General features: G+C 41.5%; 21 protein-coding genes. 16 read left to right on the forward strand and 5 right to left on the reverse strand.

Features of this window, described 5'->3' with window-relative positions; translation table 11 throughout:
* Positions 1–41: 41 nt before the first annotated feature.
* From C0V70_RS03485 to C0V70_RS03505, 5 genes are all read left to right on the forward strand, one after another.
* Entirely contained in the window at positions 42–2324 is a 2283-nt protein-coding gene (locus C0V70_RS03485) for a DNA polymerase II (RefSeq protein ID WP_102242480.1), read from the forward strand.
* A gap of 21 nt (positions 2325–2345) precedes the next feature.
* The gene (locus tag C0V70_RS03490; protein ID WP_102242481.1) at positions 2346–3281 is read left to right on the forward strand and encodes a YihY/virulence factor BrkB family protein; all 936 of its coding nucleotides are present in this window, start codon (positions 2346–2348) and stop codon (positions 3279–3281) included.
* A 9-nt stretch (positions 3282–3290) separates the two neighbouring features.
* The gene (locus C0V70_RS03495) at positions 3291–3524 is read left to right on the forward strand and encodes a YggT family protein (RefSeq protein WP_102242482.1); all 234 of its coding nucleotides are present in this window, start codon (positions 3291–3293) and stop codon (positions 3522–3524) included.
* An 88-nt stretch (positions 3525–3612) separates the two neighbouring features.
* Positions 3613–4569, forward strand: coding sequence for a hypothetical protein (locus tag C0V70_RS03500; RefSeq protein ID WP_102242483.1), 957 nt, complete (start codon positions 3613–3615; stop codon positions 4567–4569).
* Positions 4570–4626: 57 nt separating this feature from the next.
* Positions 4627–5562 (forward strand): FtsB family cell division protein, encoded by a 936-nt coding sequence (locus C0V70_RS03505; RefSeq protein WP_158649548.1) that lies wholly within the window; start codon positions 4627–4629, stop codon positions 5560–5562.
* Here C0V70_RS03505 and C0V70_RS03510 read toward each other — a convergent pair.
* The gene (locus C0V70_RS03510) at positions 5516–6031 is read right to left on the reverse strand and encodes a DUF192 domain-containing protein (protein WP_158649549.1); all 516 of its coding nucleotides are present in this window, start codon (positions 6029–6031) and stop codon (positions 5516–5518) included. The genes C0V70_RS03505 and C0V70_RS03510 overlap by 47 nt on opposite strands.
* 57 nt (positions 6032–6088) lie before the next feature.
* Between C0V70_RS03510 and aspS the strand changes: the two genes are divergently transcribed.
* Complete coding sequence (aspS, locus tag C0V70_RS03515) at positions 6089–7903, forward strand: aspartate--tRNA ligase (RefSeq protein ID WP_102242486.1); 1815 nt, start codon at positions 6089–6091, stop codon at positions 7901–7903.
* On the opposite strand, the gene C0V70_RS03520 is transcribed toward aspS, so the two are convergent.
* A complete protein-coding gene (locus tag C0V70_RS03520) occupies positions 7900–10320 on the reverse strand; it encodes a response regulator (protein WP_102242487.1) in 2421 nt (806 codons plus the stop codon). The genes aspS and C0V70_RS03520 overlap by 4 nt on opposite strands.
* Positions 10321–10679: 359 nt before the next feature.
* Between C0V70_RS03520 and C0V70_RS03525 the strand changes: the two genes are divergently transcribed.
* Together C0V70_RS03525 and C0V70_RS03530 are read left to right on the forward strand one after the other, a co-directional pair.
* Positions 10680–11432, forward strand: a complete 753-nt coding sequence (locus C0V70_RS03525; protein WP_158649550.1) for a ZIP family metal transporter — start codon at positions 10680–10682, stop codon at positions 11430–11432.
* A gap of 38 nt (positions 11433–11470) precedes the next feature.
* A complete protein-coding gene (locus C0V70_RS03530; RefSeq protein ID WP_102242489.1) occupies positions 11471–11944 on the forward strand; it encodes a Dps family protein in 474 nt (157 codons plus the stop codon).
* 40 nt (positions 11945–11984) lie between these two features.
* Here the strand turns inward: C0V70_RS03530 and C0V70_RS03535 are convergent, their stop codons facing one another.
* On the reverse strand, positions 11985–12536 hold the full coding sequence (locus tag C0V70_RS03535) for an RDD family protein (RefSeq protein WP_102242490.1): 552 nt from the start codon (positions 12534–12536) through the stop codon (positions 11985–11987).
* A gap of 65 nt (positions 12537–12601) precedes the next feature.
* Entirely contained in the window at positions 12602–15280 is a 2679-nt protein-coding gene (gene mutS, locus C0V70_RS03540; protein ID WP_102242491.1) for a DNA mismatch repair protein MutS, read from the reverse strand.
* A 156-nt stretch (positions 15281–15436) separates the two neighbouring features.
* Between mutS and C0V70_RS03545 the strand changes: the two genes are divergently transcribed.
* The 4 genes from C0V70_RS03545 (at position 15437) to hpf (ending at position 19099) form a co-directional block, all read left to right on the forward strand.
* A complete protein-coding gene (locus tag C0V70_RS03545) occupies positions 15437–16459 on the forward strand; it encodes an LptA/OstA family protein (RefSeq protein WP_158649551.1) in 1023 nt (340 codons plus the stop codon).
* Positions 16459–17187: an LPS export ABC transporter ATP-binding protein gene (gene lptB, locus C0V70_RS03550; RefSeq protein WP_166637347.1), complete on the forward strand. Its 729-nt coding sequence runs from the start codon at positions 16459–16461 to the stop codon at positions 17185–17187. The genes C0V70_RS03545 and lptB overlap by 1 nt, the downstream gene beginning before the upstream one ends.
* Positions 17188–17199: 12 nt before the next feature.
* Entirely contained in the window at positions 17200–18654 is a 1455-nt protein-coding gene (rpoN, locus tag C0V70_RS03555; protein WP_102242493.1) for an RNA polymerase factor sigma-54, read from the forward strand.
* 79 nt (positions 18655–18733) lie between these two features.
* Positions 18734–19099 (forward strand): ribosome hibernation-promoting factor, HPF/YfiA family, encoded by a 366-nt coding sequence (gene hpf / locus C0V70_RS03560; RefSeq protein WP_102242494.1) that lies wholly within the window; start codon positions 18734–18736, stop codon positions 19097–19099.
* On the opposite strand, the gene C0V70_RS03565 is transcribed toward hpf, so the two are convergent.
* Positions 19096–20775 carry a bifunctional metallophosphatase/5'-nucleotidase gene (locus tag C0V70_RS03565; protein WP_102242495.1) on the reverse strand — a complete coding sequence of 560 codons (1680 nt, stop codon included), beginning with the start codon at positions 20773–20775 and terminating at the stop codon, positions 19096–19098. The two genes, hpf and C0V70_RS03565, sit on opposite strands and share 4 nt — an antisense overlap.
* 159 nt (positions 20776–20934) lie before the next feature.
* Here C0V70_RS03565 and C0V70_RS03570 point away from each other — a divergent pair, with 159 nt between their 5' ends.
* From C0V70_RS03570 to C0V70_RS18940, 4 genes are all read left to right on the forward strand, one after another.
* On the forward strand, positions 20935–22131 hold the full coding sequence (locus C0V70_RS03570) for a hypothetical protein (RefSeq protein ID WP_102242496.1): 1197 nt from the start codon (positions 20935–20937) through the stop codon (positions 22129–22131).
* A 20-nt stretch (positions 22132–22151) separates the two neighbouring features.
* Complete coding sequence (gene clpS, locus C0V70_RS03575) at positions 22152–22472, forward strand: ATP-dependent Clp protease adapter ClpS (RefSeq protein ID WP_102242497.1); 321 nt, start codon at positions 22152–22154, stop codon at positions 22470–22472.
* 11 nt (positions 22473–22483) lie between these two features.
* On the forward strand, positions 22484–24850 hold the full coding sequence (clpA, locus tag C0V70_RS03580; protein WP_102242498.1) for an ATP-dependent Clp protease ATP-binding subunit ClpA: 2367 nt from the start codon (positions 22484–22486) through the stop codon (positions 24848–24850).
* Positions 24851–25239: 389 nt separating this feature from the next.
* Positions 25240–25395 carry a hypothetical protein gene (locus tag C0V70_RS18940; RefSeq protein WP_158649552.1) on the forward strand — a complete coding sequence of 52 codons (156 nt, stop codon included), beginning with the start codon at positions 25240–25242 and terminating at the stop codon, positions 25393–25395.
* The last annotated feature ends 1 nt before the right edge of the window (position 25396 follow it).

The raw sequence follows: 25396 nt of genomic DNA on the forward strand, positions 1-25396 counted from the left end.
TTTCCTTTTAATTCAAAATTGATGAGGGTATTCTAGCCTAGATGCAGACACAAATCGAAGCATTTATTCTTACTGGAAGTAGTTTTGATCTGGAGAATCGCCAGATTTTAAAACTTTACGGACAGTCCAATCAAGGCTCATTTCTTGTCACGATTGATCAATTCCAGAATTATTTTTTTGTGGAAAGCAAAAATGCGACCTCTTACAGAAGTCTCGATGGTTTTTGGGTAGAGAAAGTCCTGTGTCAGAATCAGGCCGACCTGAAAACAAAACGACAAAAATTTGAAAGCGATGGGCTTAGGACTTTTGAGGCCGATGTTAAAGCAGTTGATCGTTTTTTGATGGATAAACGCATTTATGCTCAGGTGAAAATTGAAGGAGAGGCAAAACTCGTCAATGGACTTCTGACTTTCAACAATCCTAAAATCACACCAGGAAATTATTATCCTGATTATAAAATTTTATCCTTTGATATTGAAACCGGAAGAGATGGAAAACTTCTTTCACTTGCTTATAGTTTCCGTTCAAAAACTTTGAATGAAGACCGTACTGTCGTTTTAGGTGAAGGGAAAAATACTCAGGATGTGCGTTTTTCCTTGAATGAGAAAGGGCTACTGCTTTTTTTCCAGGAAGCCATCACTCGATTAGACCCTGATGTTATCACCGGATGGAACGTCATTGGATTTGATTTTCATTTTATTAATCAGAAATCAAAACAATTAAAAGTTCCGCTTTATATCGGCAGAGGCACGCGCTCGCTTGATATGTTCCAGAACGCGCGTGGCGAATGGCAAGTGAACCTGGAAGGGCGAGTGGTTATCGACGGTCCTCGCGCCATGAAGATGAACTTCTTTTCTTTTGAAAGTTTTAAGCTCAATAGTGTAGCTAAAGAACTTTTAGGAGAAGCAAAAGATATTGATGAAGATGAGTCTTACGATAAGTGGGATGAAATTGAGAGGCGTTTTCGCGAAGATAAAATGGCCCTTGCCCGCTACAATGTCAAAGATGCTGTTTTAGTTTTAGATATTTTTGAAAAAATTAAACTTATGGACCTGCTTTTAACCCGCTCTTATATTTCAGGGATGCTGATGGAGAGAATCGGGGGATCAGTGGCGGCCTTTGACCATTTTTATTTACCAGATTTACATGATGCCGGAATTGTTGCTCCGAACGTGGATGATATTGGATGGGCCAGACAGGCCAAAGGTGGATTTGTTCTCAATCCAAAAGTTGGGATTCATCCCAATGTGCTGGTGATGGATTTTAAAAGTCTTTACCCGACAGTGATCAGGACTTTTTTAATTGATCCTCTTTCACGATTTCAGCGCCATATTGACCCGCTGAAAACTCCCGTTGGACTTACATTCTCGCGCTCTCATCATATTCTGCCTGGAAAAATCACTGAACTCTTAGAGCGCAGGACCCAGGCAAAAAAAGAAAAAAACACTAACCTTTCACAGGCCGTTAAAATCCTGATGAACAGTTTTTATGGAGTGATGGGATCAAGTGGCTGTCGCTTTTATCAGGAAGATTTACCTGATGGGATTACGGGAAGCGGGCAGTGGATTTTAAAAACGGTGATTGAGTTTTTAGAAGCAAAAGGATTTGCCGTGCTTTATGGAGACACAGACTCACTTTTTGTTCAACTGCCAACCTATAATCAATACAGTGACCAGGCCAAAAAATTGGTGGCCGAAGTAAATACCTTCCTCACACAAAAACTAAAAGATGACTTCGATGTGGAGTCACATCTTGAAATCCAGTACGACAAATTTTTTAAAACGCTGATTCTTACCAGCACCAGAAATATGGAAGAAGGGGCGAAAAAGCGTTACGCAGGTCTGTCGGAAAAAGAAGTTGATGGGAAAAAAGTAGAAGAGATCGTTCTTACTGGAATGGAGTACGTCCGTTCGGATTGGTCGCTTTTGGCCCGCAACTTTCAATACGAACTCGTCAGACGAGTCTTTTATGGAGAAGATATCCAGGAATATATTGATGAAACCATGAAAAAACTCGAATCTCACGAACTTGATGACCAGTTGGTGTTAAGCAAACGCCTTTCAAAACCTCTGTCAGAATATGTGAAAAATGTTCCGCCTCATGCACGCGCGGCCAAAATTCTTTTTGAGACAAAAGGGATTTTACAAAGGCGACCTCACTATGTGATGACGTTAAGAGGAGCGATTCCGGTGGAGCTTCCTCACGAAGATATTGATTACGACTATTATATCGACCGTCAGCTCGCTCCGATTGCCGATAGTATTTTGGGACTTTTTGGAAAAAGTTTTGAAGAAATGCGCGGCCCTCAGCTTTCCCTTTTTTGATCTTTCAGTTAGCATAGAGTTATGAAGCTAGTTCACGATTTAATGAGAAATGCCAAAGATGGTGCAAAGAATTTGTACAAAGGTGCTCTTTTGTTTCATGAGAAGAAGGGGACAACACTTGCTTCATCGTCGACTTTCTATGCACTGATTACGGTGATTCCTTTTTTACTTTTGACTGTTAGAGGTCTTGGGTACTTTTTAGGAAACATCAACCGTGTGCAGAAATACCTCTTCGTTCTCGGCGGACGCTTTTTCCCGGAAGTGGCGCCACAGTTTCTTCTGACTCTGCAAAATATGATTAAGGGACCGCTTTTCGCCGGGACTCAGTTCACTGTTTTAAACTTTTTTGTTTTAGCGGTGTCTACGATTACATTTTTAAATTCAATCTGGATGGGGATTTATTTCATCACGGAAGATAAAAGTATTCTTTCGATCTGGAGGATTTTAAAGGGATTCGTCATTATCGGGATCACTCTTGTCATGGTGATGCTCATTTTCATGCTGCCACCTGTAATTATTTACGTGGTAAAGTTTATCCAGACTAATATCATCACTCAGTTTTTCTATGAAAACTTTGATTTCCTTCGTCCAGTTTTGACGTTTATCAAGAAGATCAACTTAAGAAGATCGTACTGGCTGAACTCAAGCTTCCTGCACATTACGATCATGATTGCGTACTTCACGGTGCTTTATCGCTGGTTGTTCTCGTGGAAAATCCAGTTAAAAGAAGCTTTCATTGCCGCTTTGGCCTTTTCAACTTCGGTGTTTATCGGAAAATCCCTTTTTTGGATTTACATTTATTACGTACGCGGTAGTTTGATGAGAAATTATGGTGACCTTTATACTTCGGTGATCGGGGTTATCTGGTTATTCTATTTAATGTGCTTTTTCTTTTACGGGGCCTGTGTTTGTCATGTGTACCGCCAGAGAAGAGAGCTGGCCGCTCGCAAGTATTAAAGAGGATTTATGATAAGATTCATCATCAGACTTTATACAATTCTTCTTATGCTCGATGCAATCCTGAGCTTTTTCCCTGAGACAAGCAGGTATCAGTGGAGACAAAAACTTAAGAAAATTTGTGATTATACATGTGACCCAGTTAGAAGATATATGCCCCAAGGGCTGCCATTTGATCTCTCTCCCATCGTGGTGGTGTTTCTTCTCTACATTTTTGTCGAAATTTTTTCATTTCTCTGGTGAGAAATCTGCAGATAAAATCTTGTCATTAGATTCATTTTAATTTTACAATTATTACTGAGATTAAAAACTTTCCTTTCATAGGATTTGAATGGACCAAAATGATTTAAGTCTGGATTTACTTTTACAAGAAACGTTGGCACTCTCTGAGTACCTGCGATCAAATACACCTCAGAAAAACGCAAACCCTGTTCAAACTTCTTTTTTACCAGAAGAAGATGACACTGATTATTTGCTAGACCTAGCAGACAGTATGATTAGCGATGAGGTCGAAGTGGAAGCTTCAGCTCCATCATCATCTGAGATTCCTGAGTCTATTACTCAAGTGGAAATTATTGCTCCTGCGGTTTCAATTTATCCAGAAACTCCGGGGATCGTTTATAAGATCGACAACGGGCCAAGCACGTTTTGCGTGCGAGGGTTTTCAGTCGCCAATATCAAAGAAGCTTTCCAGGAGCTGGCCAACAGCGAATCAAGCAAAAGGCCTATTCTTAAACTTTCACGTGAAGATGATTTTTCACAGGTCATGTTTTTTGAGACCAGAAGTTTTGAGCTGGCCGAAGCGGTGAGAGAGCAAATCATCAATCGTCGCTTTCCACACCAGGAAGATGCCGTTTGCAACATCAGCGACCCTGGGTTTAGCTGGTGGATGGATGTGAGTGACGCCAATGAAAACGGGCACAAGCAAGGCCGTTTTGAAATTTTCTTCCGTTCTCATGGAATCAATCGTGCTGAAAAATATATTCAGCTTGGTCCTATCGGAGACGGGAGTGTGGCGGCCTTAAGAATGAATCAGGCGCGCACATTACTTCGCAGTTCATTTCCGATCAGCGAGTTTTCTTGTGACGATAAAAGTTTTACCGTGGCTTCACAAAAGCCTGACCATTTAAGTTTTATTTCTTTCAAGAACATTTTCCTGGAAGGTATCAATAATACCGAACTGGAAAATTTCCCTGACAATTCTATGGGGCGCACTCTGTTTTACTATTTCCACGAACTGGCCATTGTGCGCAAGTTTTGGATTGAAGTCAAAACCAAGCTCGGTTAAAATGAATTAAAACAACAGGATGTTTTGTTTTAGTTCCTTAACTACAGGATGTTTGCCTTGGAATTTTCATTTGATCGTTCAAGAGATGCCTTACGTACTCCTTCTCAAGCTGCACCACAACCGCAGACGCCACCTCAGCCACAAGCAGCTGCTGGTCCAGCGCAGAGTGCAGGAGTAAGACCGGGTCCGGATTTAAATACGGTTGATCCATCGACGATTGCCAATGAACGTTTAAGAAAAGCGATTGAAAGAAACCGCGCCAAGCAGGCTTCACGCCAGGAACCACAAATGGCCGGAGCTCAAGCTGCGCCACAAGCTCAATACCAAGCTCCTCCAGCACAACCACAACCTGTTCAACCAACACAAGAAGAACATCAGCAAGCTTCATTTTTTAATCAACCAGTTGAAGAACAACCAAGACCATATGCTCGTCCTCAAACAGTGCATGCTGAAGCTCAAGTAGCAGAAGCGACTCCAATCTCTTCAGTATCAGAAGAGCCGAGAAGACCTCGCGTGAGAGTAAGAGAGAACGTTTCAACAACGCCTCCACCTCCACCAGCAGGGACAAGTGTAGTGAGCCGCCGTTCAGTGGCAAAACCAGAAGACACAGAGTTTGTTCCAGTTAAACGTGGGACTCGCAAAGTCGCTTCACAAATTAGTTACACAACTTCATCTGCAACTTCTCGCAAGAAGCAAAAGAACCTAGACCCAAAATACGTTACATGGCTAGTGAAAGGTTCTTGGATTTTCTGTGCGCTCATGATTTTAAGACTGATCTTCGCCAATGGTGGAGTGACAGACTTTTATTCACAAAAAAGCACAGTGAATGAAAAGCTTGCAGAGCTCGCAAACATTAAAAAAGAAAATATGCAGCTGGTTCGTGAGATCGAGCGCATGAGATCTGATTCAGGGTTCCAGAAGAGACTGGTTCGCGACAATCTGGGCTTTATTGCGAGCGACGAGTTTTTAGTACTATTTCCGAAAGAGAGATAGGACTAATCCATTTTAGTTTATCCCCAACCTTAAGTTTTTTGGAAAAAGGCGAGCTGCCTTTAGTCTCGAGGACAAATTGCGCTTCGTAAGATTTGGTGCGGTAAATAACTGGTGGCTCGGCAAGCCCTGGATGAAACGGCACATCCTTTTCAATCCCCACGACTTTTAGTTGTGAGTCTAAAAAAACAATATCCAGTTTGAAGTAGGTATCGGGCATCCAAAAACGACGTGTCCCCATGGAATCATTAACAAAAAGCATCGCTTCTGTTACGGGAAAATCAGCATCCTTAATTCCGCTTAGTCCCTGTTGGTGTTCAGCTCTGGTTAAGGCCAGGCGCACAGTCACTTTTTTATTCTCAGGATTGGCCATTTGGTAAGTCACATTTGACCACGCTATCAGAGGCAAAAGCGCAGTGAGGAGTGCGAAATTTTTAATGAGCTTTGAAGCCTTTTGATATATAGTGATCATTAGCATTCCTGGGAATAGTTTCCAGTGAATTGTCTCTAAAACTGAAGGAGAATGCAAATGTCTAGCTCGAAAATCCACGGACTCTTAAGAACTCATCACTGTGGAGAGTTACGAGATTCGGACGTAGGCTCTACAGTTGTTCTATGCGGATGGGTTAACAAATACAGAAACCTTGGTTCACTTCACTTTATCGACCTACGCGATAAGTACGGTGTGACACAACTTGGATTTGTTAATTTCAAAGGTAACATCGAAGACTTAAAAAAATGTTCACTTGAATCTGTTATCCTGGCAAAAGGTGTTGTTCAGGCGCGTCCGAAAGAAGCGCAAAACGCACAAATGGATACAGGGATGGTTGAAGTGCAAGTTGAAGAACTCACACTTCTTTCAAAATCAGATATCGACTCAATTCCCTTTTTACCATTTGGTGCAGTGGAAGCGACGGAAGACCTTCGTCTTAAATACAGATACCTTGATTTAAGAACAAAAAAACTTCAGGACATTTTAAAACTGAGATCAAAAACGATGAACACGATTCGTGGTCTTCTTTCTGATTTAGATTTCATCGAAGTTGAAACTCCGATTCTTTATAAGTCGACTCCTGAAGGAGCGCGTGACTATATTGTTCCTTCTCGTGTTCACCCAGGTCAAGTTTACGCTCTTCCACAATCACCACAAACGCTTAAGCAGCTTCTCATGATTGGTGGAACAGATAAGTATTTCCAAATCTGTAGATGTTTCCGCGATGAAGACTTACGTGCTGACCGCCAGCCGGAATTCTCTCAGGTGGATATTGAGGTTTCATTTGCGACTCAAGAGTATATGAAAAACCTGGTTGAGAAGATTTTAAAAGCGGTTTTCAAAAAAGACGACAGCTTCAAACTTCAGACGATGAAGTATGTCGATGCTATGAACCTTTATGGGTGTGATAAACCAGATCTTCGTTTTGGTTTAAAGCAGATGATTGTCACAGATATCTTCAAGGGATCAGACTTCGCAACGTTTGCTTCTGTTGGCGACAACGGAGGGATCATTAAGGCGATGTTCGTTCCAGAGTCGATGGGACAATTCACTCGTAAAGACACTGATGGATTTGTTGAGATCGTCAAACCTTACGGTGGTAAAGGTGTCGCTTTCTACAAACTTTCAAAAGGTGAGAGATCGACAGGGATTTCTAAATTTATCACCAATGAAATTGAAGCAAAACTTTTTGCTCTTTCAGAAGAAAAAGGTGATGGAACTTGGTTGTTCTTCGCTGATACAAACCATAACGTTGCTCACGCAAGTGCAGATGCTCTTCGCCGCAACTTAGGACACAAACTAAACCTGATCGGTAAAGAAGATGCCTTCCTATGGTTATATGACTTCCCACTTCTTGAGTGGAGTGAAGGAGAGAATGGACAGCCTGGACGTTTCACAGCTGCTCACCACCCATTCACAATGCCGTCTCGTGAGAAGATGGATATTTTTATGAACTCTGATCATACAGATCCAAACGGGCCACTAAGAACTCTAACAGCTGAAGCGTACGACGTTGTTTGTAACGGATACGAAATCGGTGGTGGGTCGGTGAGAATTTTCGACAATGCTGTTCAAGACAGAATGTTTAAAGTCTTAGGATTCACTCCGGAAGAAACAAAGGCACAGTTTGGTTTCTTCATTGAAGCTCTTAAGTACGGAGTGCCTCCGCACGCAGGTCTTGCTTTTGGTTTAGATAGATTGATTATGATTTTAACTGGAACGGATTCAATCAGAGATGTTATCGCTTTCCCTAAGACAGCATCAGCAAGTGACTTAATGTCACAAGCTCCGTCTCGTCCAAGCGAAGCGCAGTTAAAAGAACTTCATTTCAATTGGACTACTAAAGCTTAAAGCAGAAACGCTTTTACTGAATCAACAATACTTCGAGAGTTGTACGGCTTCTTCAAATAGCCGTCAGCTCTCAAGTCCTTAACCTTCCCTGAAATATCATCTGAACCAGAAGCAATAACCACTTTGAATTTTTCTCGATCCAATCTATTGTTCAAAAGAGGAATCAATTCCGATCCTGACATTTTTGGCAGGAAGAGGTCAACCAGGATCAGATCCGGGGTAGAGTTCTCTTTTAAGTGTTCGAGCAATTCTTCAGCGGTCTCCATGAAATGGACATCAAGTCTTTGGTTGCGAAGAATCGCTTCAAGTAAATCTCTTAAATCCGGATCGTCTTCAACAATGGCCACTTTCCTTTCCTGGATTTCGTCGCTTACTTCATCGTTGATGAGTTTGAGGATGGTTTGGATGAGTTCATTGGCGTTGATTGGCTTCGGCAGAAATCCCGAGAATCCAAAGTTCAATGCTCTCATGCGCTCTTCTTTCATTGCGTGTGCAGTGAGCGCAATGATCGGCAGAGTCTGTCCGGATTGTTTGATTCTCTTGGTGACTTCATAGCCATTCATGAGTGGCATTTGGATGTCCATCAGGATGAGATCAAAGTTATTCTCCAATGCAGTTTTAATTCCCTGGTAAGGATCACTGATGGTGGTCACATTCGCGCCAACATCACTTAAAATCACATTGATTAATGTTAAGTTATCTTCCAGGTCGTCGATGACCAGTATATGTTTTCCTTTAAGTGCATTTCTATCTGCAAACTTTTCGGAAGGTTTATAGAAGTGAGAGCGAGGCTCGCTGAAAAATTTTGTATCATCAACGATATCAACTTTCATGGTGGCCACAAATGTACTTCCTACACCCAGCTGGCTTCGCTGTAGATAAAATTCACCATTCATTGACTCACATAAACGTTTGGTCAGGATCAGACCCAGGCCTGTTCCTCCATATTTTCTCGTGGTCGACACATCGGCCTGAGTGAATGGCTGGAAGAGTTGAGTGGCCTGCTGCTCGGAAATCCCTACGCCAGAATCGATAATAGAAAATTTCAAGCGAGAGTTGCAGAAACCAACTTGCAGCTCAACAGTTCCTTTCATCGTGAACTTGATGGCATTACCAACAGCGTTCATAAGAATCTGTTTGATACGAGTAGGGTCAGAGTTAATAATTTCCGGAAGTTCGTTCATCGCTTTAATTTCAAAACGAATCCCATTTTCCTGGGCCCTGAATTCCATTAAAGAGGCAACATCGGCCAGAAGCTCTGGAAGATTCATATCAATCTTTTCGATCACTAGTTTTCCGGCCTCGACTTTCGAGAGATCGAGAATGTCATCAATGATACGAAGAAGCTGTTCTGAGTTTTTCTCAGCGATCGAAATATATTTGTTTAAATCTTGTTGTGATAAATCAGGATTTCTCATCAGGTTCACAAACCCCATAATAGACCCTAGTGGTGTCCTGATTTCGTGGCTCATGTTCGCTAGGAATGCACTCTTGGCGTGGTTGGCACTTTCTGCCAGCTGCTTTGAAGATTTAACTTCATCAAGAACAGATTCTAGTTTTTGTGAAAGTTCTTTTTGCTCGTGAATGTCAGTGTTAGTCCCAATCCATTTTTTTATGATGCCGTTTTCATCACGCATTGGCAGCGCACGCGCTAGGAACCATCTAAATTTTCCATCGTTTCCACGCAGACGAAATTCAATTTGGTAGGGTGTTCCGCTCGTAATTGAGTCTCTCCAGGCAAGCTTGGCCTTTTTGATATCGTCGGGGTGATGGAAGAGATACCATCCATTTCCTAGACCTTCCTGAACAGAAGCTCCTGTGTAGTCTTCCCATCTTTCGTTGAAATAAATGATATCACCCTGAGGATTGGCGGTGAAAATAATTTGCGGCATAACTTCGGCCAGGGCCCTGAACTCTGTTTCACTTTCCTGGATATGTTTTCTGGCGTGAACTTTTTCAGTGACATCTGTAGCGAAGACAAAAATCCCATAAGGATTTCCACTTCCATCCATCATCCTTTTATAAGTGATGTCGGCGTACTGCGAATGTTCTTTTTCTTTGTGAGTAAAAGCAGAGAAGATTGTCTTTGCCTCTTTGACTGAATAACTTTCACCAGTCTCGTAAACTTCCTGCATCTTAGTAAAAAATTCTGGACGCTTTTGTATTTCTGGCAGGGCCTCAAGAATCGGCAACCCTATCACCGGGCGATAGTCGACCATCTTGGAGTATTCTTCGTTCACTTTTTCAAAAATAAAATTCGGCCCTTTTAAAATGGCCATTGCAGCAGGCGTGTTATTGAAGAGAGTCTCGAATTTTTGTCTCTCTGACTCTACGGTTTGATGGGCAATGGAGAGCTCATTGGCAAGCGTCGTAAGCGCTTCTGTGCGTTCTGAATTTTCCTGCTCTGTGTGCATCATATCCTATGAATCCCTAGCTCAATAAGTTCGGTTTAGGTTGAAAGTATATACTTAAATTTTGTTTAACGTCCTTAACTATTTGGGATTTTTGCCACTATTTTTGAGGAAAAATTGGTTTGATAACCCACTGATTGAACAGAATTTTAATGGGTTAGAAGGGTATTTAGATTGCATTAAGATGAGGAGGTGTCTTGCGTCTAAAAAGAGAGCGCAATCCAGCGATTATTAGGAGAGAGGAGTGTCATAGCTTGTATTTATCACTTTATCATTCCAATTGATTTTATCGAAACACCAAAAGGTGCGATATTGATTATGGGGAAAGATAAAAGAGCTTTCAGGGATTGATGGTTGGAGGAAAAATGAGCGGTTTATTATTGGGGTTAATTGGTGGTGGTGTGTCTGGTTTAGCAACTACACTTGGTGGTGCTCCGATCTTAATCAAAGATTCTAAAATTGGAAAGATTCTAAAAAATATTAATATGGACTTCGTTACTGGGTTAATGCTTTCAGCGGCGGCCTTTTCTTTGATCTGGCCTGCGTATGAAAGAGTTTACTTCAGCGCCGAGAGATCATTTCAACTCTTAATAGTGAGCTTTGCTTTAGTTGGAGGAGTGATCTTTATCAAGTCCGTAGGGAAATTTTTAGAGTACCTTTTAAGGCATAATGAAAATGCCCGCGAAAATAAAAAGGCCATGTTGTTTGTGATCGCGATGATGGTGCACAATTTTCCGGAAGGGCTGGCCTCTGGAGCATCAATGACTCTACCAGGGTCTCAAGGTGTGTCTCTTCTTAGTGCAATTGCTATGCAAAACGTACCAGAGGGATTCACGACTGCTCTTAGCTTTATTACTCTTGGGGTAAACCCAGTCATGGCCTTCTTTGGCAATATGTTGACTGGTGTCGTTGAATTAGTTGGCGGGATCATCGGTGGATACATGAGTTCACAAATTGATGGTGTGCTTCCGATTTTAATGGCCTTCGCAGGTGGAGCAATGATGAGCGTTGTTCTTGGAGAGCTCGCTGACAAATTAAAAGAGGGGAGCTACCGCTTCCTGATGAAGCCAAGCTTTTTAAGCGGAATGGCTTTAGTAATTATCTTTAATAACTTATAATACCAACAACTAATAGCAACGATGGGAGAACACTTGTTATGAAAACTAAAATTGATATTGGAATTGACGAAAAAAGCCGTATTGAAATTGCTAACGGTCTATCAAGACTTTTAGCTGATACTTACACTCTTTATTTAAAAACACACAATTTTCACTGGAACGTAACTGGACCTATGTTTCAAACTCTTCACACGATGTTTGAAGGTCAGTACAACGAACTAGCTCTTGCAGTTGATGAAGTGGCAGAGAGAATCAGAGCTCTTGGTGTTAAAGCTCCAGGAACATACACTGAGTTCTCAAGACTATCTTCTATTAAGGAAACACAAGGGGACCTGAACGCTCAGCAAATGATTGCTGAACTAGTCGCTGGTCAGGAAGCTGTCGTAAGAACTGCTCGCAGTATCTTCCCGGTTGTTGACGAGTCTAATGACCAACCAACTGCTGACCTTCTTACAAGAAGAATGGAAGCACATGAGAAGACTGCATGGATGTTAAGATCAATGCTTGAGTAATTACAAACAAAAAAGCCTCCCAAGTGGAGGCTTTTTTTTATTAAGCAGCTTCTTTTTCGTCGTAGTATGATTTGTCGATTGTCGCTTCAGCTGCACCAGCTTCTACCAGAACCAATTCAAATTCAGTTCCAGCATCAGAGTCCGGCGTATCTAGTGTTACGTGTGTTCCAGAGAAAACATCTGCCAGGCTCTTTTGGTCTTTTCTGATATAAGAAAGAGCAAAAAGAAATGAGCCGAACATCGCGCAGGTAAAATAAGCAAGAGCGCGGAACATTGATTGCCCGAGAGTCAACTCGCTTTTATCTGTATTCACAACTTTCAGGCCCATCAGGGTTTTGCCCATCGTGCGTCCGTTAGTGATGAAATAAAAAAGCGAGAAATAAGCGAAGGTTAAAGACATCAAAGAGATTGATGACATTACACCCATTTTATTAATCAGGAAAAGCTGCATTTTCATCGGAAAGTGAAAGAACACTGTCTGCACGAAGTGGGTGAAAGCGGCCATTAAAAAATAGTTGGAAACAACGATGATTGAAAGATCGGCAGTGAAAGCATAAACGCGTTTTTTTAAAACTGACATATCTTGAATCATGCTTTCCTCCTCTGATAGCACCTTACTTTCTTATCGAAAAAAGGCGCTAAAAGATGAGAGAAAGATTACTGAATTTCTAGATTTTTCTTCATTTCATTGAGCTTTAGAAGGGCATCAATTGGAGTCATTCTCATAACATCCAGCTTTTGCAGGTCGGCTTCCAGCTGTTTTAGGTGCTCAGGGATCTCTACTTCGGCAATTATGCCGTCGAAGAAGCATAGCTGAGCGTTCTTGTTTGGTTTTAACGTCGCTGCACTCATTGCCTCTGCAGGAGGTGCAATCGGAGTCGTGTGGTTTTTTTCCAGTTGATGAAGGATCTCTTCTGAGCGGGCAAGAACTGAGGCCGGAAGACCAGCAAGTTTTGCAACGTAAATCCCAAAACTTTGTGAAGCTGGTTGTTCAATCAAGCGGTAAAGAAACTGTACGTTTCCATTGTGATTGATTGTTTCAACTGTCAGGTTCTTAGCTGTTTTATAACCTTGAACCACATCAATAAGTTCATGGTAGTGAGTGGCAAACAGAGTGAGTGCTTTTGTTTTTTCGATGAAGTGCTCTACTAATCCCCAGGCAATTGAAAGACCATCGTAAGTCGATGTTCCTCTTCCAACTTCATCCAGGATGATGAGCGATTTAGAGCTTGCGTGGCGAAGAATTTCCGCTGTCTCGGCCATTTCCACCATGAATGTCGACTGTCCTTTTAGGATGTCGTCACTTGCTCCAAGACGGCTGAAAAGGAAATCACAAAGCCCAAGCTCTGCTGATTTCGCCGGAACAAAAGAGCCGATTTGTGCCAGAAGCTGGATGATCGCAACTTCTCTCATTACCGTTGTTTTACCGGCCATGTTGGGACCGGTGATTAAACCAAAGTATGCGTCCTGATTTAAATTTAAATCGTGGCAAACGAATTGGTCTTTGATCAAAGACTTAATCAGCGGGTGAAAACCTTGTTTAATATTTAGTACTTGTTTTTTCTCGTTGATATTTGGACGAGTGAATCCTTCAGAAAGAGCAATGGCCGCCAGACCCTGGAAAGAGTCGATGAAAGCGATGTGCTCACTCATTAAAAGCACAGAGTGGTTCATGTCCGCAACACTCTGGATAAGTCCTTTGAAGATTTCTCTTTCTAGTTTTTCCAGTTTTGTTTGAGCGGTAATCGTGTCTTTTTCCAATTGAATCAGATCAGGAGTGGTGTAGCGTTCAGCATTCACCAGTGTCTGTCTTCTTTCAAAAGATTTTGGAACTTTAACCGTGCTTCCTTTTGAAACTTCGATAAAGAAGCCGGAAACGTTGTTTGATTTTATTCTTAATTTTAAAATGCCCGTCTCATCTTTTAGACGGTTTTCCATTTTTAGTAACTCTTCGGCCACGTTCAGGTGAAGTTTTGCTAAACGGTCGCGGTCTTTGTTGACGCCTTCTTTAATCAGGTTTCCTTTTTCAAGGCTGGCTCCGATTTCATCGTTTAGTGTATTGGTGATGTCTTCAGCAATCGCGCTTAGTTTTTTGATTTCAGCAGGAGCTAAAACCGCTTTAATGGGAAGGGCCTTCACTTCTTTTAAGATTTGCGTGTACGAGTTAATCGCCGTCGCTAGGTTTAAAAGATCTGAAGCAGAACCTTTGTTCATTGAGATTTTTGCCAGGATGCGCTCGATATCGCGGATCTTTGAAAGTTCAACTTTAAGGTCTTTAATAAGTGAGTCGTTGTCAGTTAGTGCTGTCACGATATCTAAACGCTCAGTGATCGCGTTCATATCAAACAGTGGATTTGAAAACAGTGAGCGCAGGTATCTAGCACCCATTGCTGTTTCTGTTTTATCAAAGAATCCTAAAAGTGATTCGCGGTATGTTTCGCGCGACTTGGGAAGAATTTCCAGACCTACCAGAGTAGGCAGAGTCACTTTCATCACGTTGGCTTGTGAAGTCATCTTAAACGGACGGATGTGAATAAAATTTTCTAAGAGCTGTGTTGAGCAAACGTAGTAAGCAAGAGCACCGATTGGATTTAAAACATCTTCATCAAGCTTGATGATTTTATCGCGCTTAAATCCCGGGATGATTTTTTCAATGTAGATATCAGTGAACTTTGGATTGAAGTATTCTTCTGATAAGTGAGTTTTTAAAACATCGTAGTGATTTAGAATCGCTTCAATGTCTTTTGCTTCCTGGCCTTCGTTCCACTGGCCCATGAAAGTGATAAACTCGCGAGGAGCAAGCATACGCAGGTTCTCAACGAACTCTTCAAAGTTATCGTGTTTATATCCACTGAAATCTCCAGTGGTGAAGTCGAGAGCGACTAAATAGTACTTCGCATTTTTTTTGAACGCACTCACCATAAAGCGGTGATCGTGTCCTTGAGTTTTTTCCAGGTCAAAAGGCATTCCTGGAGAAACAACCTGAGTAACTCCACGTTTAACAATTCCGACAGCGTCTTTCGGGTCTTGAATCTGTTCGCAGATAGCCACTTTTAAACCGCGGTTAGTGATGCGGTCGATATAAACAGGGGCCGCGTGGTGCGGGATTCCCGCCATAGGAATTGGTGTGTCGCCAATCTTTCCACGGTGAGTAAGAGTGATGTTTAAAAGACGTGCAGTAGTTTTTGCATCTTCAAAAAAAACTTCGTAGAAGTCGCCCATTCTGAAAAGAAGAAGTGTATCTGGATAATTTTTTTTGATTTGAAAATACTGATCCATCATCGGAGTCAGTTTTGTTCCGGAATCAACAATCGCTTGTAAGTCTTTCAATGACACAAAACAACCTTGTTTAAAGCTTGATTAATATGCTCAAGTGTACCTGAAATTAAGCACATTTAGCAAGGAATGTAAGAGCTGATTTGAAAAAATAAATGCTTAATTTTATAAGGATTTAGGCCAGGAAATGCGATAAGATATGTGATGGGGGAACGCTTGAAACTAGGCCAATATACAATCATCGCATTTTTCGTTTTGATTACCGCGGGGCTTTCGGTTTATTCTTGGGTTGGTCACTTTGATGAGAGTGAAAATAACTCTGCCGAAAAAAGTTCTGAACCTGTAAAAAATAAAGATAGTGATGAGAGTTATTTTAAAGTTGTAGATTACTATTTGCTTGATGGTGGAAAACCATTTTTACAATTAGAGGCAAGTGAATTGACAATTTCAGCACAAAATACTGTCGTCATTGGATTCAATCCCAATGGTGTTATCTACCGCAGAAACCAAAAAGGTCTCGAAGAAGAACCTATTTTCTTTAGTGCTAAAAATTCACGCGGACTAATGACTAATAAAGAACTTTTTTTAGAAGACACAGTTGACGTAAAAGTCGGCACCTCAAATTTAAAATCAGATAAGATGAATATTTACAACGGTGGTAAGCACATGGAAGCCACTGGCAATGTAAAGACTACTAGCTTTGATGCCAAAACCAATGACCGGCTCTCGATTACTTCTGACTTTGCTGTGTACCGTCCGGAACAAGAGTTCTTTGAATACCAAAAGAATGTCAGAGGGCAGGTTCAGCGCGCCCGTCAATATGAAGAGAATGTGACCTTTACAACAGACTTATTGACGCTTTCTGCCCCGGAAAGCCTGGTGGAAATGAAGGGAAATGTGGCCTTTAAAAAAGGGAACTTAGACGCTTCATCTAATAAAGGGACGGTATTCCTGGAAAACTATAATAAAAAGCTCAAGTATTACTCACTTTCTGACGATGTGAGATTACAGGAGACTCTAACCATGGACGGAAAACCGTTGGTTAGGAAGGCCTTTGCTGAGAAACTTGAAGGATTTATTAGTGAGAAACGCGTAGTACTCACAGGACTTCCAAAAGTGTTTCAAGGCAGGGATGTTATCAAAGGAAACCGTATCATCATTCGCGAGAATATTGAGACAGTTGAGGTTGACGACGCCAATACAAACATCACATTGGAACGTGAGAAGGAAAAACTTTAATGGATGAAGTGAAATTAGAAGCCTTTGATTTAAAGAAAACTTACGGCGGAAGAACAGTTGTTAAAGGCGTAAGTTTAGAAGTGGCCCAGGGTGAGATTGTAGGACTGTTAGGGCCAAACGGTGCGGGTAAAACCACAACGTTTTATATGATGGTAGGTCTGGTGAGAGCAGACGAAGGCAAGATTCAAATGAGTGAAAAAGATGTGACGAAAGAACCGATTCACATCAGAGCACTAAACGGAATCGGCTATCTTCCTCAGGAAGCTTCGGTGTTTAGAGACTTATCGATTGAAGAGAATATTTTAGCAGTACTGGAAAACAGATCGATGAACAGACGTGAAAGAATGACTGCCATGGAAAATCTGATCCAGGACTTTAAATTAAACCACGTGAGAACTTCGAAAGGATCGGCCCTTTCAGGAGGAGAAAGAAGACGCGTGGAGATTGCCAGAACACTGGCGCTTGAGCCGAAGTTTGTTCTTCTTGATGAACCGTTTGCAGGGGTTGACCCATTGGCAGTCGCTGATATTCAACAACTGATTCACGGGCTGAAGAAGAGAAATATTGGAGTATTAATCACTGATCACAACGTACGCGAAACATTAGGAATTGTGGATCGCGCTTATATTATGAACAGTGGTGAATTATTGGTTAGCGGGACACCGAACGAATTAATTAACGACGAAAGAGCAAGGAAGTTCTATTTAGGAGAAGAATTCAGGATGTAATTCGAAAGGCTTATGGCCATTAAAATTTCACAGGGCTTAAAACAGTCTCAGAACCTGGCGATGACACCCCAGCTTCAGCAGGCAATCAAACTCTTAACTCTTACACATTTGGAAATGACCAATGTGATTGCGGAAGAGATGGTTGAGAATCCAATGCTCGAAGAGGCAGGTGGCGAAGTTGATGCTTCCGCGCAAGCTGAAAGCGACAACGAAGTCAGAGAAGCAACTTCAGAAGATTTCTCTGAAGCACCACTCATGAAAGAAAAAGATGATTTTGACTGGGACTCTTATGCAGACTCATTCAACTCAAATTCATCGACACCAAATATGGCGACATCATCAGGTGACCCTGATGAAATGCCAAGTTACGAAAACATTGTTTCAAAGGGTATGACTTTAGCTGAGCACTTAGAGTGGCAGTTAAAAATGGAAACTCTTTCAGATGAAGAGTGGAAACTGGCCCATCTTATTATCGGAAACATTAACGACGACGGTTACCTGGACGTAAACTTCGAAGACCTGATTGCTGAAAGTGGTCTGGATCGCGAAGATGCATTTGATGTCCTGGAAATCATCCAGCGCTTAGACCCGGTAGGGTGTGGAGCGAGTAACCTGCAGGAGTGTTTACTTGCTCAGGCGAGAATTGCAGAAGAGAGATCACCTCTTCTGGAAAAACTTATCCGCGATCACCTTGAAGATCTTCAAGGGAAAAACTTTGAAAAAATCTCAAAAGCACTGGCGGTGACTGTTGAGCAGGTGAAGAAAACTTCACTACTACTGCAGAACTTTCACCCGAAACCAGGACGTTTAGTAGCGACACCTGACACTCATTATATTCTTCCGGATATCTATGTTGTGGAAGCTGGTGGAGAGTTTGTGGTCCAGGTTAATGACGAAGGGATTCCACGTCTTAAAATCTCTAAGCTTTATCAGGAAATGATTAAGAAAGGTGCTGGCCATAAAACCGATGAGGCAAGTGAGTTCGTAAAGGATAAACTTCGCGCTGCTGAGTGGTTGATTAAATCTATTCAAAACAGACAAAAAACCATTGAGAAAGTATCGAAGGCCATCGTCGCAAAACAGCAGGACTTCTTTAAGAAAGGTCCAAAGTACTTAAAGCCGATGGTTTTAAAAGATGTTGCTAATGAAATCGGAATGCACGAGTCGACGGTTTCAAGGGTAACGACAAACAAGTATATGCACACCCCATTAGGGACGTTTGAGCTTAAATATTTCTTCAACACAGGTATTGGAGGTAAAGACGGTGGTGTTGACATTGCGAGTGAAGTACTGAAATTGAAAATTAAGGCAATCTTCGACGGAGAAAATCCAACGAAGCCGCTCTCTGACCAAAAGGTTGTGGAGATTTTGGCAAGAGAGAACCTTACTGTAGCAAGGAGAACTGTAACGAAGTACCGTGAGATGCTAGGAATCGAACCTTCATCGAAACGAAAGCAGAAAGATTGATTTATCTGACAAAAGCGTTTTCTATTACGAACATGTTGTCTTTGCGGGGCAAAGACAAAAACGAAAAGAAGGGCATTTTATGAAAATTACTACATCATTTTTACACCTAGAACACACAGCTGCACTGGATGCAAAAATTCAAGAAGCTTCGGCAAAGCTTGAAAAGTTTTTCAAGGATAAAGGAACGATGAAATGGTCGTGTTATGTAAAAAATGGGCAGCACTTTGCTGAGATTTACTACCACGCCCCACACTGCGAATACCACGCCAAGGCCTTCTCTGAAAATCTTTACCACAGTATCGATTTAGCTGTGGAAAAAATTGAAAAACAAGTTTTCAAAAAGAAAGAAAAATACAACAAAATGCACCGTCAGACATCTGATGTTGTGATTCTTGATCCGGAGTCTGCTTGGACAGACTATAACGAGGATGAAGACGTAGCTTAATAATAACCCGGGTGCTTTTTAAAGTGCTCGATCATAAGTAAATATTCTTTCGGGTGAACCACGTAGTCTTTTACAGGTTCACCCGTTTTTGTTTTAGGCACTAAATCAACAAATCCGCGGGTGATTTTCTTCACGGTTTCAATATTCATCACTACAAACTTATTCGTCGCGATTTTAATCGGTCTATCGTAGTCAGAAAGCGCTTTTCCATTGAGCTTTATATCGTGAATACGGTTGATGAAAGGGATGCCCCATTTCCTGATTTTAAAGCTTAAATTAGGGGAGATTGCCGGGGAAAAAGACGTGGAAATATAGGTGTAAATCTCCATGAAATTGATCACCAGTTTGACGTCTTTAGGAGAGAGGTAGAAAGAGACAACATCCACTCCAGGAGTTTTGTTTTTATCAAAACCAATTGATGTGGCCTCAAAGATTTCTGCTCGAGAGTAAGGGGTGTTTTTGTGGAAAGAGGTGCGCACCAGACCCATTGAAGTGAAATAAGCATCAATCTTATCATCTTTTATCGTGTCATTTAATTCTGTGAGAATGGCGTGAGTAACCAGCTCTCCCATTGGGTTGGGGATAGCACTTGAGCGGATATAGCTTTTTTTCGGAGTAAAAATAATTTCAGATGGATCTGCTTTCTGGCCCATAAGTTCAAAAGACTTTTTTCTCCACTGGTCAATGCGTCTTTTCCACTCTTTATTTTCAGCAATTTTTTCAGTGATGGTAATGACGTGATTGCCAGCAGGATTGGTCATTTTTACTTTTTTAAGTTTTGTATCAAAAGTAAACTCCATCAGTCCCAGGTTTTCGCCGTATGAACCAGTTTGATTAACCGGCACTCCATTGACGATAGCGAATTCTTGTTTGTGAGTGTGCCCGGAAACAAAAACATCCAGTCCTCTTAGTTTGCTGGCCAATTCGTGGCTTTCTTTTCCTCCTCCGTGCATTGATAAAATCACCAGGTCGACTTTTTTATCTTTTTTTAATTCGATAATGAGTTTATTTAAATGATCGGCAAGAGCACCCAGTTTTTGCTTTGATTTTTCATCGTCAAATCCAATGAAATGAACATCGCCTCTTGTTGAGCGGCTCACCAGGCATCCATCTGGCCCCAGAATTCCTAAAAATCCTACGCGTAGATTGCCTTTGGGACTTTGAAATTCTTTAACCATATAAGGTTTTACCAGATCGGGATTTTCCAGGTATTTTCTCAGAGGAGAATCGTGATTGACGTAAAGATTACTGGCGACAAGTGGAGTTTTATCTGGTGCCTGCAGCATCTTTTTGAGCATGATTTCCAGCCCGTCATTAAGCGGGTCGAATTCGTGATTGCCGAAGGTCAAAAGATCGTACTTGTTTTCCATGAAAAACTGATACTCAGGAAAGTCTTTTAATGAAGAAACTCCAATAGCAGAAAAAATAGTTCCGGAGAAAAAATCCCCCGCATCTACACCGATGACAATTTCATCTTTTTTCTTCTCGCGCAGTTCGCTGATCACTGATGTCAGACGGGCAAATCCTCCGCGTTTTTCATAGGTTTCACCTGAAGGAACTTTGACTCCATCGAGATGGGAGTGGAGGTCATTGGTGTGAAAGACTGTAAAAGGGATTTCCGCTGAAAAGAGTGGAAACGATAAAACCAAGAGGCCTAAGAATGTTAATTTTTTCATGTTAAAACTCTACAAAAAAAGCCTATCTTTGCCTATGGGATTTTATGGCATATGCCTTGTAATAAGTGATGTTATAGGCAGGGGAAATCCCCTAAATATGAGGAATGAGAAAATGGATTTTTCTCTTTCTTAGACGGCTGTCAAAAAATGAGACACTTTATGCGTATTGCTCTTAAAACCATTTTTCTGGGAATGCTCCTCTTGGCGCTGGCTGCCTGTGGGAGAAAAGTCAACCCTGAAGCTGGTGGGGCCTTTGAGAGTGATTCTTTAAGTTATTTGCAGCTGGAAAATCAGTGCGCAAGAAACCAGATAGTCCAGGAGCCGGTTACTAGAGAAATAGCCTATATGTACGCTGATTTTCAAGCGCGTTTTCCCATGGCCTTTTTCTCTATTCCAGAGCGTTTTTACGACTATAAAATCCCGCTTATTATCAATGTCGATGATATGGAAAAAAAGCTCGCGCAGCTCAAAGCGAAGGCTTTGGATGAGGCCATGCTTAGTAAAAATCTCTCAGGTCTGGCCATCGATCTCTTTTATCTTTATCAGCACAGTATGAGATATGAAGGGCAAAAATGTCAGTTCGGCATGCTGATGAAAAAACAATTCAACGACACCAGACCATATCTTGAAATGAAAGACTATTGTCGCGAAAAAGATTGCTCGCCAAAAATAATTGATGCACTTACTGGATCCCAGGCCCAATTTGTTCAGGAGCGGGTAGTGAAAATGTGCAGGTCTTTTGATCCGAGTAATACTAATTGCCAGGCCCAATATAATGTTCAAAGTAAGAATAGGAAAGTTTCAACGTTGTTAAGCCATTATCAAAAACGTTTTGAAAAAGAGCGCTATGATAAGCTTTTTGTATTGAGAGACTCGCACCTGAAATTTCAATGTGAACAGAATGAGGCACAGGTAGTGACAATGAACCTCAAGGTGTTAAGTAACGGATGGGATACTGAGAAACTCGGCAGAATGTTATCGTATGTCAGTCAGATGTGGACCCGTGGTTCTTTTAAATTAGCGATTGAAATAGTCGAGGAAAAGGGAAGCGATGTGATAGAAATTATCCCTACAAATGGCGGTATTTCTTACGTTCCCGATGAAGACAACACTCAGGTTTATTTGAGCCAATCTTTAGACGCAATCACACAGAAAAAGGTGCTTGCCCACGAGTTTGGTCACGTTTTAGGTTTTCCGGATTGTTATACAGAATTCTATGACGGTCAAAAGAGTGATCTCGTATACTATGAGATTTCTGCCGAAGACACTAACATTATGTGCTCGCTAAAAAGTGGTGTGAGTGTGCCTGATAACTACCTGCAGATGCTACGAGAGAAGTCTTGCGTCTTTAACTAAAAAAGAGCGATAATTAACCTATGACTGAACACAATCACCAACATGATGAAGAAGGTGGTACGACCACCATCACTAAAAAGAAAGTACAACTTCCTAAGAAATATAAAGTCCTGTTACACAACGACGATTATACGACTATGGAGTTTGTTATTTTTATTCTGCAAAATGTTTTTCACAAAGCACTTCCAGAAGCTGAAAGAATCATGATGGAAGTTCACAAAAAAGGAACTGGGATTTGTGGAGTCTACACCTACGAGATCGCGGAGAGTAAAGCGAAAAAAGTAGAGCGAATGGCCAAAGAGCACGCTCACCCTCTTTTATGTACGATCGAACCTGAATAAGGACATCATTTATGAGCATTGGAAGCAATCGAAAAAGTAATCTAAGACTAGAGGCCATTATCAACTCAGCGGTCATCAAGGCCAACATTTTAAAGCATGAGTACCTCACGCTGGAAATTATGTTTAAGGCCATGCTGGAAGACGGTGAAGTGAGAAATATCCTGGAGAGCTGCGGAGTGAATCTCACGCAGATGGAAAAAGAGCTCGATACTTTTATCACCACTGAAGACAATTTTAGCTTGTTGTCGGAAGAGGCGATTGAAGAGCTTTCGCGCAAGCAATTCGTCGATACAGAATTAAGAGAGCTGGCCCGTGAAAACGGAATCAGTTATCAACCTGAGATTTCCATGGGACTACAGCGTGTCATTCAGCGCGCTGCTATCCACGTCCAATCTTCAGGGAAAAAAGATATTTTAGGGGTGAACTTATTAGTGGCCCTTTTTAATGAGCCCGAAAGTTTTGTTTGCTACCTGCTTGAATCCCACGAAGTCGAAAAGTTTGATGTCGTCAAACTTATTGCTCATGGAGTGGACCGCTCTGTTAATACAGATTCGGGACTACATGAAACCATCCGCACTGAGTTGGGCGATATGCCAGAGAAAAAACAAAATGCACTCGAAGAATACTGCACTAATTTAAATGAAGAAGTAACCAAGGGAAGAATTGATCCGATTGTCGGACGAGAAAGTGAAATCGAGCGAGTCGCTCAGATTTTATCCCGCAGAAGAAAAAATAATCCGCTACTTGTTGGAGAAGCGGGAGTAGGAAAGACAGCGATTGCTGAAGGGCTTGCTTACCGAATTGTTCAAGGTGATGTGCCGGAACTTTTAAAGAATGCCGTTGTTTTTAGTTTAGACCTGGCAAGCCTTCTGGCCGGAACAAAATACCGCGGGGACTTCGAGCAAAGACTCAAAAACGTCATGAAAGAATTAAAGACATATAATGAGGGCGGAAAAAATGAGGCCATCCTCTTTATAGATGAAATTCATACCATCATGGGGGCCGGTGCAACCAGCGGTGGATCAATGGATGCTTCAAACTTATTAAAGCCTGCTCTAAGCAGTGGTGAGCTTCGTTGCATCGGTAGCACGACTTATGAGGAATACCGCAAGTTTATTGAAAAGGACTCTGCGTTTAATAGAAGACTGCAAAAAGTAGATGTCGCTGAGCCTAGTCCGGAAGACACACTTAAAATTCTTCTAGGTCTAAGACAGAAGTTTGAAGAGCATCACAACGTTAAATACTCAAATGCGATCATTAAGCTGATCGTCGACCTTTCAACTAAACATATTTCTGACCGCAAGAATCCGGATAAATCAATTGATGTTATTGATGAGGTCGGTGCGATGATCAGGATTCTTCCAGAATCCAAGCGCCACCAGAATATTACTAAAAAGGATGTTGAAACAGTCATCGCGATGATGGCCAAGATTCCTAAGATGTCTGTGGCCACTGATGAGCGCGACAAACTGAGAAGTCTAAAGAGTAATCTGAAGCTTCTTATTTTCGGACAAGACCAGGCCGTGGAAAAAGTGGCCGATGCGATCCTTCTTTCAAGATCAGGATTATCGAGTGACCAAAAGCCGATGGGCTCATTTCTTTTCACCGGGCCAACCGGAGTAGGGAAAACTGAGCTTGCCAAGCAGCTGGCGCGCGAACTTGGGATTCATCTCGAGCGTTTTGATATGTCGGAGTACATGGAGAAGCACTCTGTGGCAAAATTAATTGGCGCTCCTCCGGGTTATGTTGGATTTGATAACGGAGGCCAGCTTACTGATGTGATCAAAAAGCATCCTCACGCCGTTTTACTTTTAGACGAAATCGAAAAGGCCCATCCGGATATCTTCAATATCCTGCTTCAGATCATGGATCATGGAACTTTAACGGATTCACAAGGCCGAGCGACAGATTTTAGGAACGTCGTCATTATTATGACATCAAATGCTGGTGCAAAAGAGATGGAGTCCGGCTCAATCGGTATCGGAAAAGGGCTGGACAACCAAGCTTTCAAACGCGATTCGGCCATTAAAAACTTTTTCACGCCAGAGTTTAGGAATCGTTTGGATGCCATTGTCCATTTCAACAAGCTTTCTGATGAACAGGTCTTAAAAATCGTCGACAAGTTCCTTATCCAGCTTGAAACGAAGCTTGGAGAGAAGAATGTAGAGCTGATTGTTGAAGAATCGGCGCGTGCACATCTGGCAAAAGTGGGCTTTGATCCACAAATGGGTGCCAGACCTTTGGCCAGAATCATCGATCATGAGATCAAGAAGCCACTTTCGCATGAAATTCTTTTCGGAAAACTTGAAAAAGGCGGCGTTGTTGTCGTGTCGTTGGATGAAAAAGAGCAGAAAATCGTCTTCAGATTCCAGGATTAGGTTAATTTTTGCCCAATTTAGGGCCTTGCCATGAACTTTTTTTAGGTCCTCTTCATTTTTTTTCAACCCCATTAAAATTTTTTTTTGGCAGACCTTAGGGTCTGCCTTCTTTATTTTTTCAAGCCTCATGCCAATTGTGGAAAACGAACGAAATATCGATGAATAAAGCATTTCAGCGATTCTATGAGAGGGAGAAAGAGATCGGATGAAACAACGTTTGCAGCCTCTTTGATCACTTCATCACATGCTCGTTGATGAAAAACTTGAAAAAAAAAATTAAAGGATTTGAAAAAAAATACGAAAAATAAAACAAAGATGTATTTTTTGTTTGCACGAAAATAAAAAAATGATTATTCTTGAAAAAAGAATAAAAACTTTTGGAGGGTTTTATGGCTGTTAAGAAAGCAACAAAGAAAGCTGCTAAGAAAGTAGCAAAGAAAGCAACTAAGAAAGCTGTAGCTAAAAAAGCTACAAAAAAAGTAGCAAAAAAAGCTACTAAGAAAGCTGCTAAGAAAGCTACTAAAAAAGCTGCTAAGAAAGCTTAAT

This window comes from Bacteriovorax stolpii, assembly GCF_002872415.1.
Lineage (GTDB): Bacteria > Bdellovibrionota > Bacteriovoracia > Bacteriovoracales > Bacteriovoracaceae > Bacteriovorax > Bacteriovorax stolpii.

Bases quoted from the DNA above. Each gene is read 5' to 3' on its own strand.
- C0V70_RS03485 (WP_102242480.1), top strand. From the start codon at position 42: ATGCAGACACAAATCGAAGCATTTATTCTTACTGGAAGTAGTTTTGAT.
- C0V70_RS03490 (WP_102242481.1), top strand. From the start codon at position 2,346: ATGAAGCTAGTTCACGATTTAATGAGAAATGCCAAAGATGGTGCAAAG.
- C0V70_RS03495 (WP_102242482.1), top strand. From the start codon at position 3,291: ATGATAAGATTCATCATCAGACTTTATACAATTCTTCTTATGCTCGAT.
- C0V70_RS03500 (WP_102242483.1), top strand. From the start codon at position 3,613: ATGGACCAAAATGATTTAAGTCTGGATTTACTTTTACAAGAAACGTTG.
- C0V70_RS03510 (WP_158649549.1), bottom strand. From the start codon at position 6,031: ATGATCACTATATATCAAAAGGCTTCAAAGCTCATTAAAAATTTCGCA.
- aspS (WP_102242486.1), top strand. From the start codon at position 6,089: ATGTCTAGCTCGAAAATCCACGGACTCTTAAGAACTCATCACTGTGGA.
- C0V70_RS03520 (WP_102242487.1), bottom strand. From the start codon at position 10,320: ATGATGCACACAGAGCAGGAAAATTCAGAACGCACAGAAGCGCTTACG.
- C0V70_RS03525 (WP_158649550.1), top strand. From the start codon at position 10,680: ATGAGCGGTTTATTATTGGGGTTAATTGGTGGTGGTGTGTCTGGTTTA.
- C0V70_RS03530 (WP_102242489.1), top strand. From the start codon at position 11,471: ATGAAAACTAAAATTGATATTGGAATTGACGAAAAAAGCCGTATTGAA.
- C0V70_RS03535 (WP_102242490.1), bottom strand. From the start codon at position 12,536: ATGATTCAAGATATGTCAGTTTTAAAAAAACGCGTTTATGCTTTCACT.
- lptB (WP_166637347.1), top strand. From the start codon at position 16,459: ATGGATGAAGTGAAATTAGAAGCCTTTGATTTAAAGAAAACTTACGGC.
- rpoN (WP_102242493.1), top strand. From the start codon at position 17,200: ATGGCCATTAAAATTTCACAGGGCTTAAAACAGTCTCAGAACCTGGCG.
- hpf (WP_102242494.1), top strand. From the start codon at position 18,734: ATGAAAATTACTACATCATTTTTACACCTAGAACACACAGCTGCACTG.
- C0V70_RS03565 (WP_102242495.1), bottom strand. From the start codon at position 20,775: ATGAAAAAATTAACATTCTTAGGCCTCTTGGTTTTATCGTTTCCACTC.
- C0V70_RS03570 (WP_102242496.1), top strand. From the start codon at position 20,935: ATGCGTATTGCTCTTAAAACCATTTTTCTGGGAATGCTCCTCTTGGCG.
- clpS (WP_102242497.1), top strand. From the start codon at position 22,152: ATGACTGAACACAATCACCAACATGATGAAGAAGGTGGTACGACCACC.
- clpA (WP_102242498.1), top strand. From the start codon at position 22,484: ATGAGCATTGGAAGCAATCGAAAAAGTAATCTAAGACTAGAGGCCATT.
- C0V70_RS18940 (WP_158649552.1), top strand. From the start codon at position 25,240: ATGGCTGTTAAGAAAGCAACAAAGAAAGCTGCTAAGAAAGTAGCAAAG.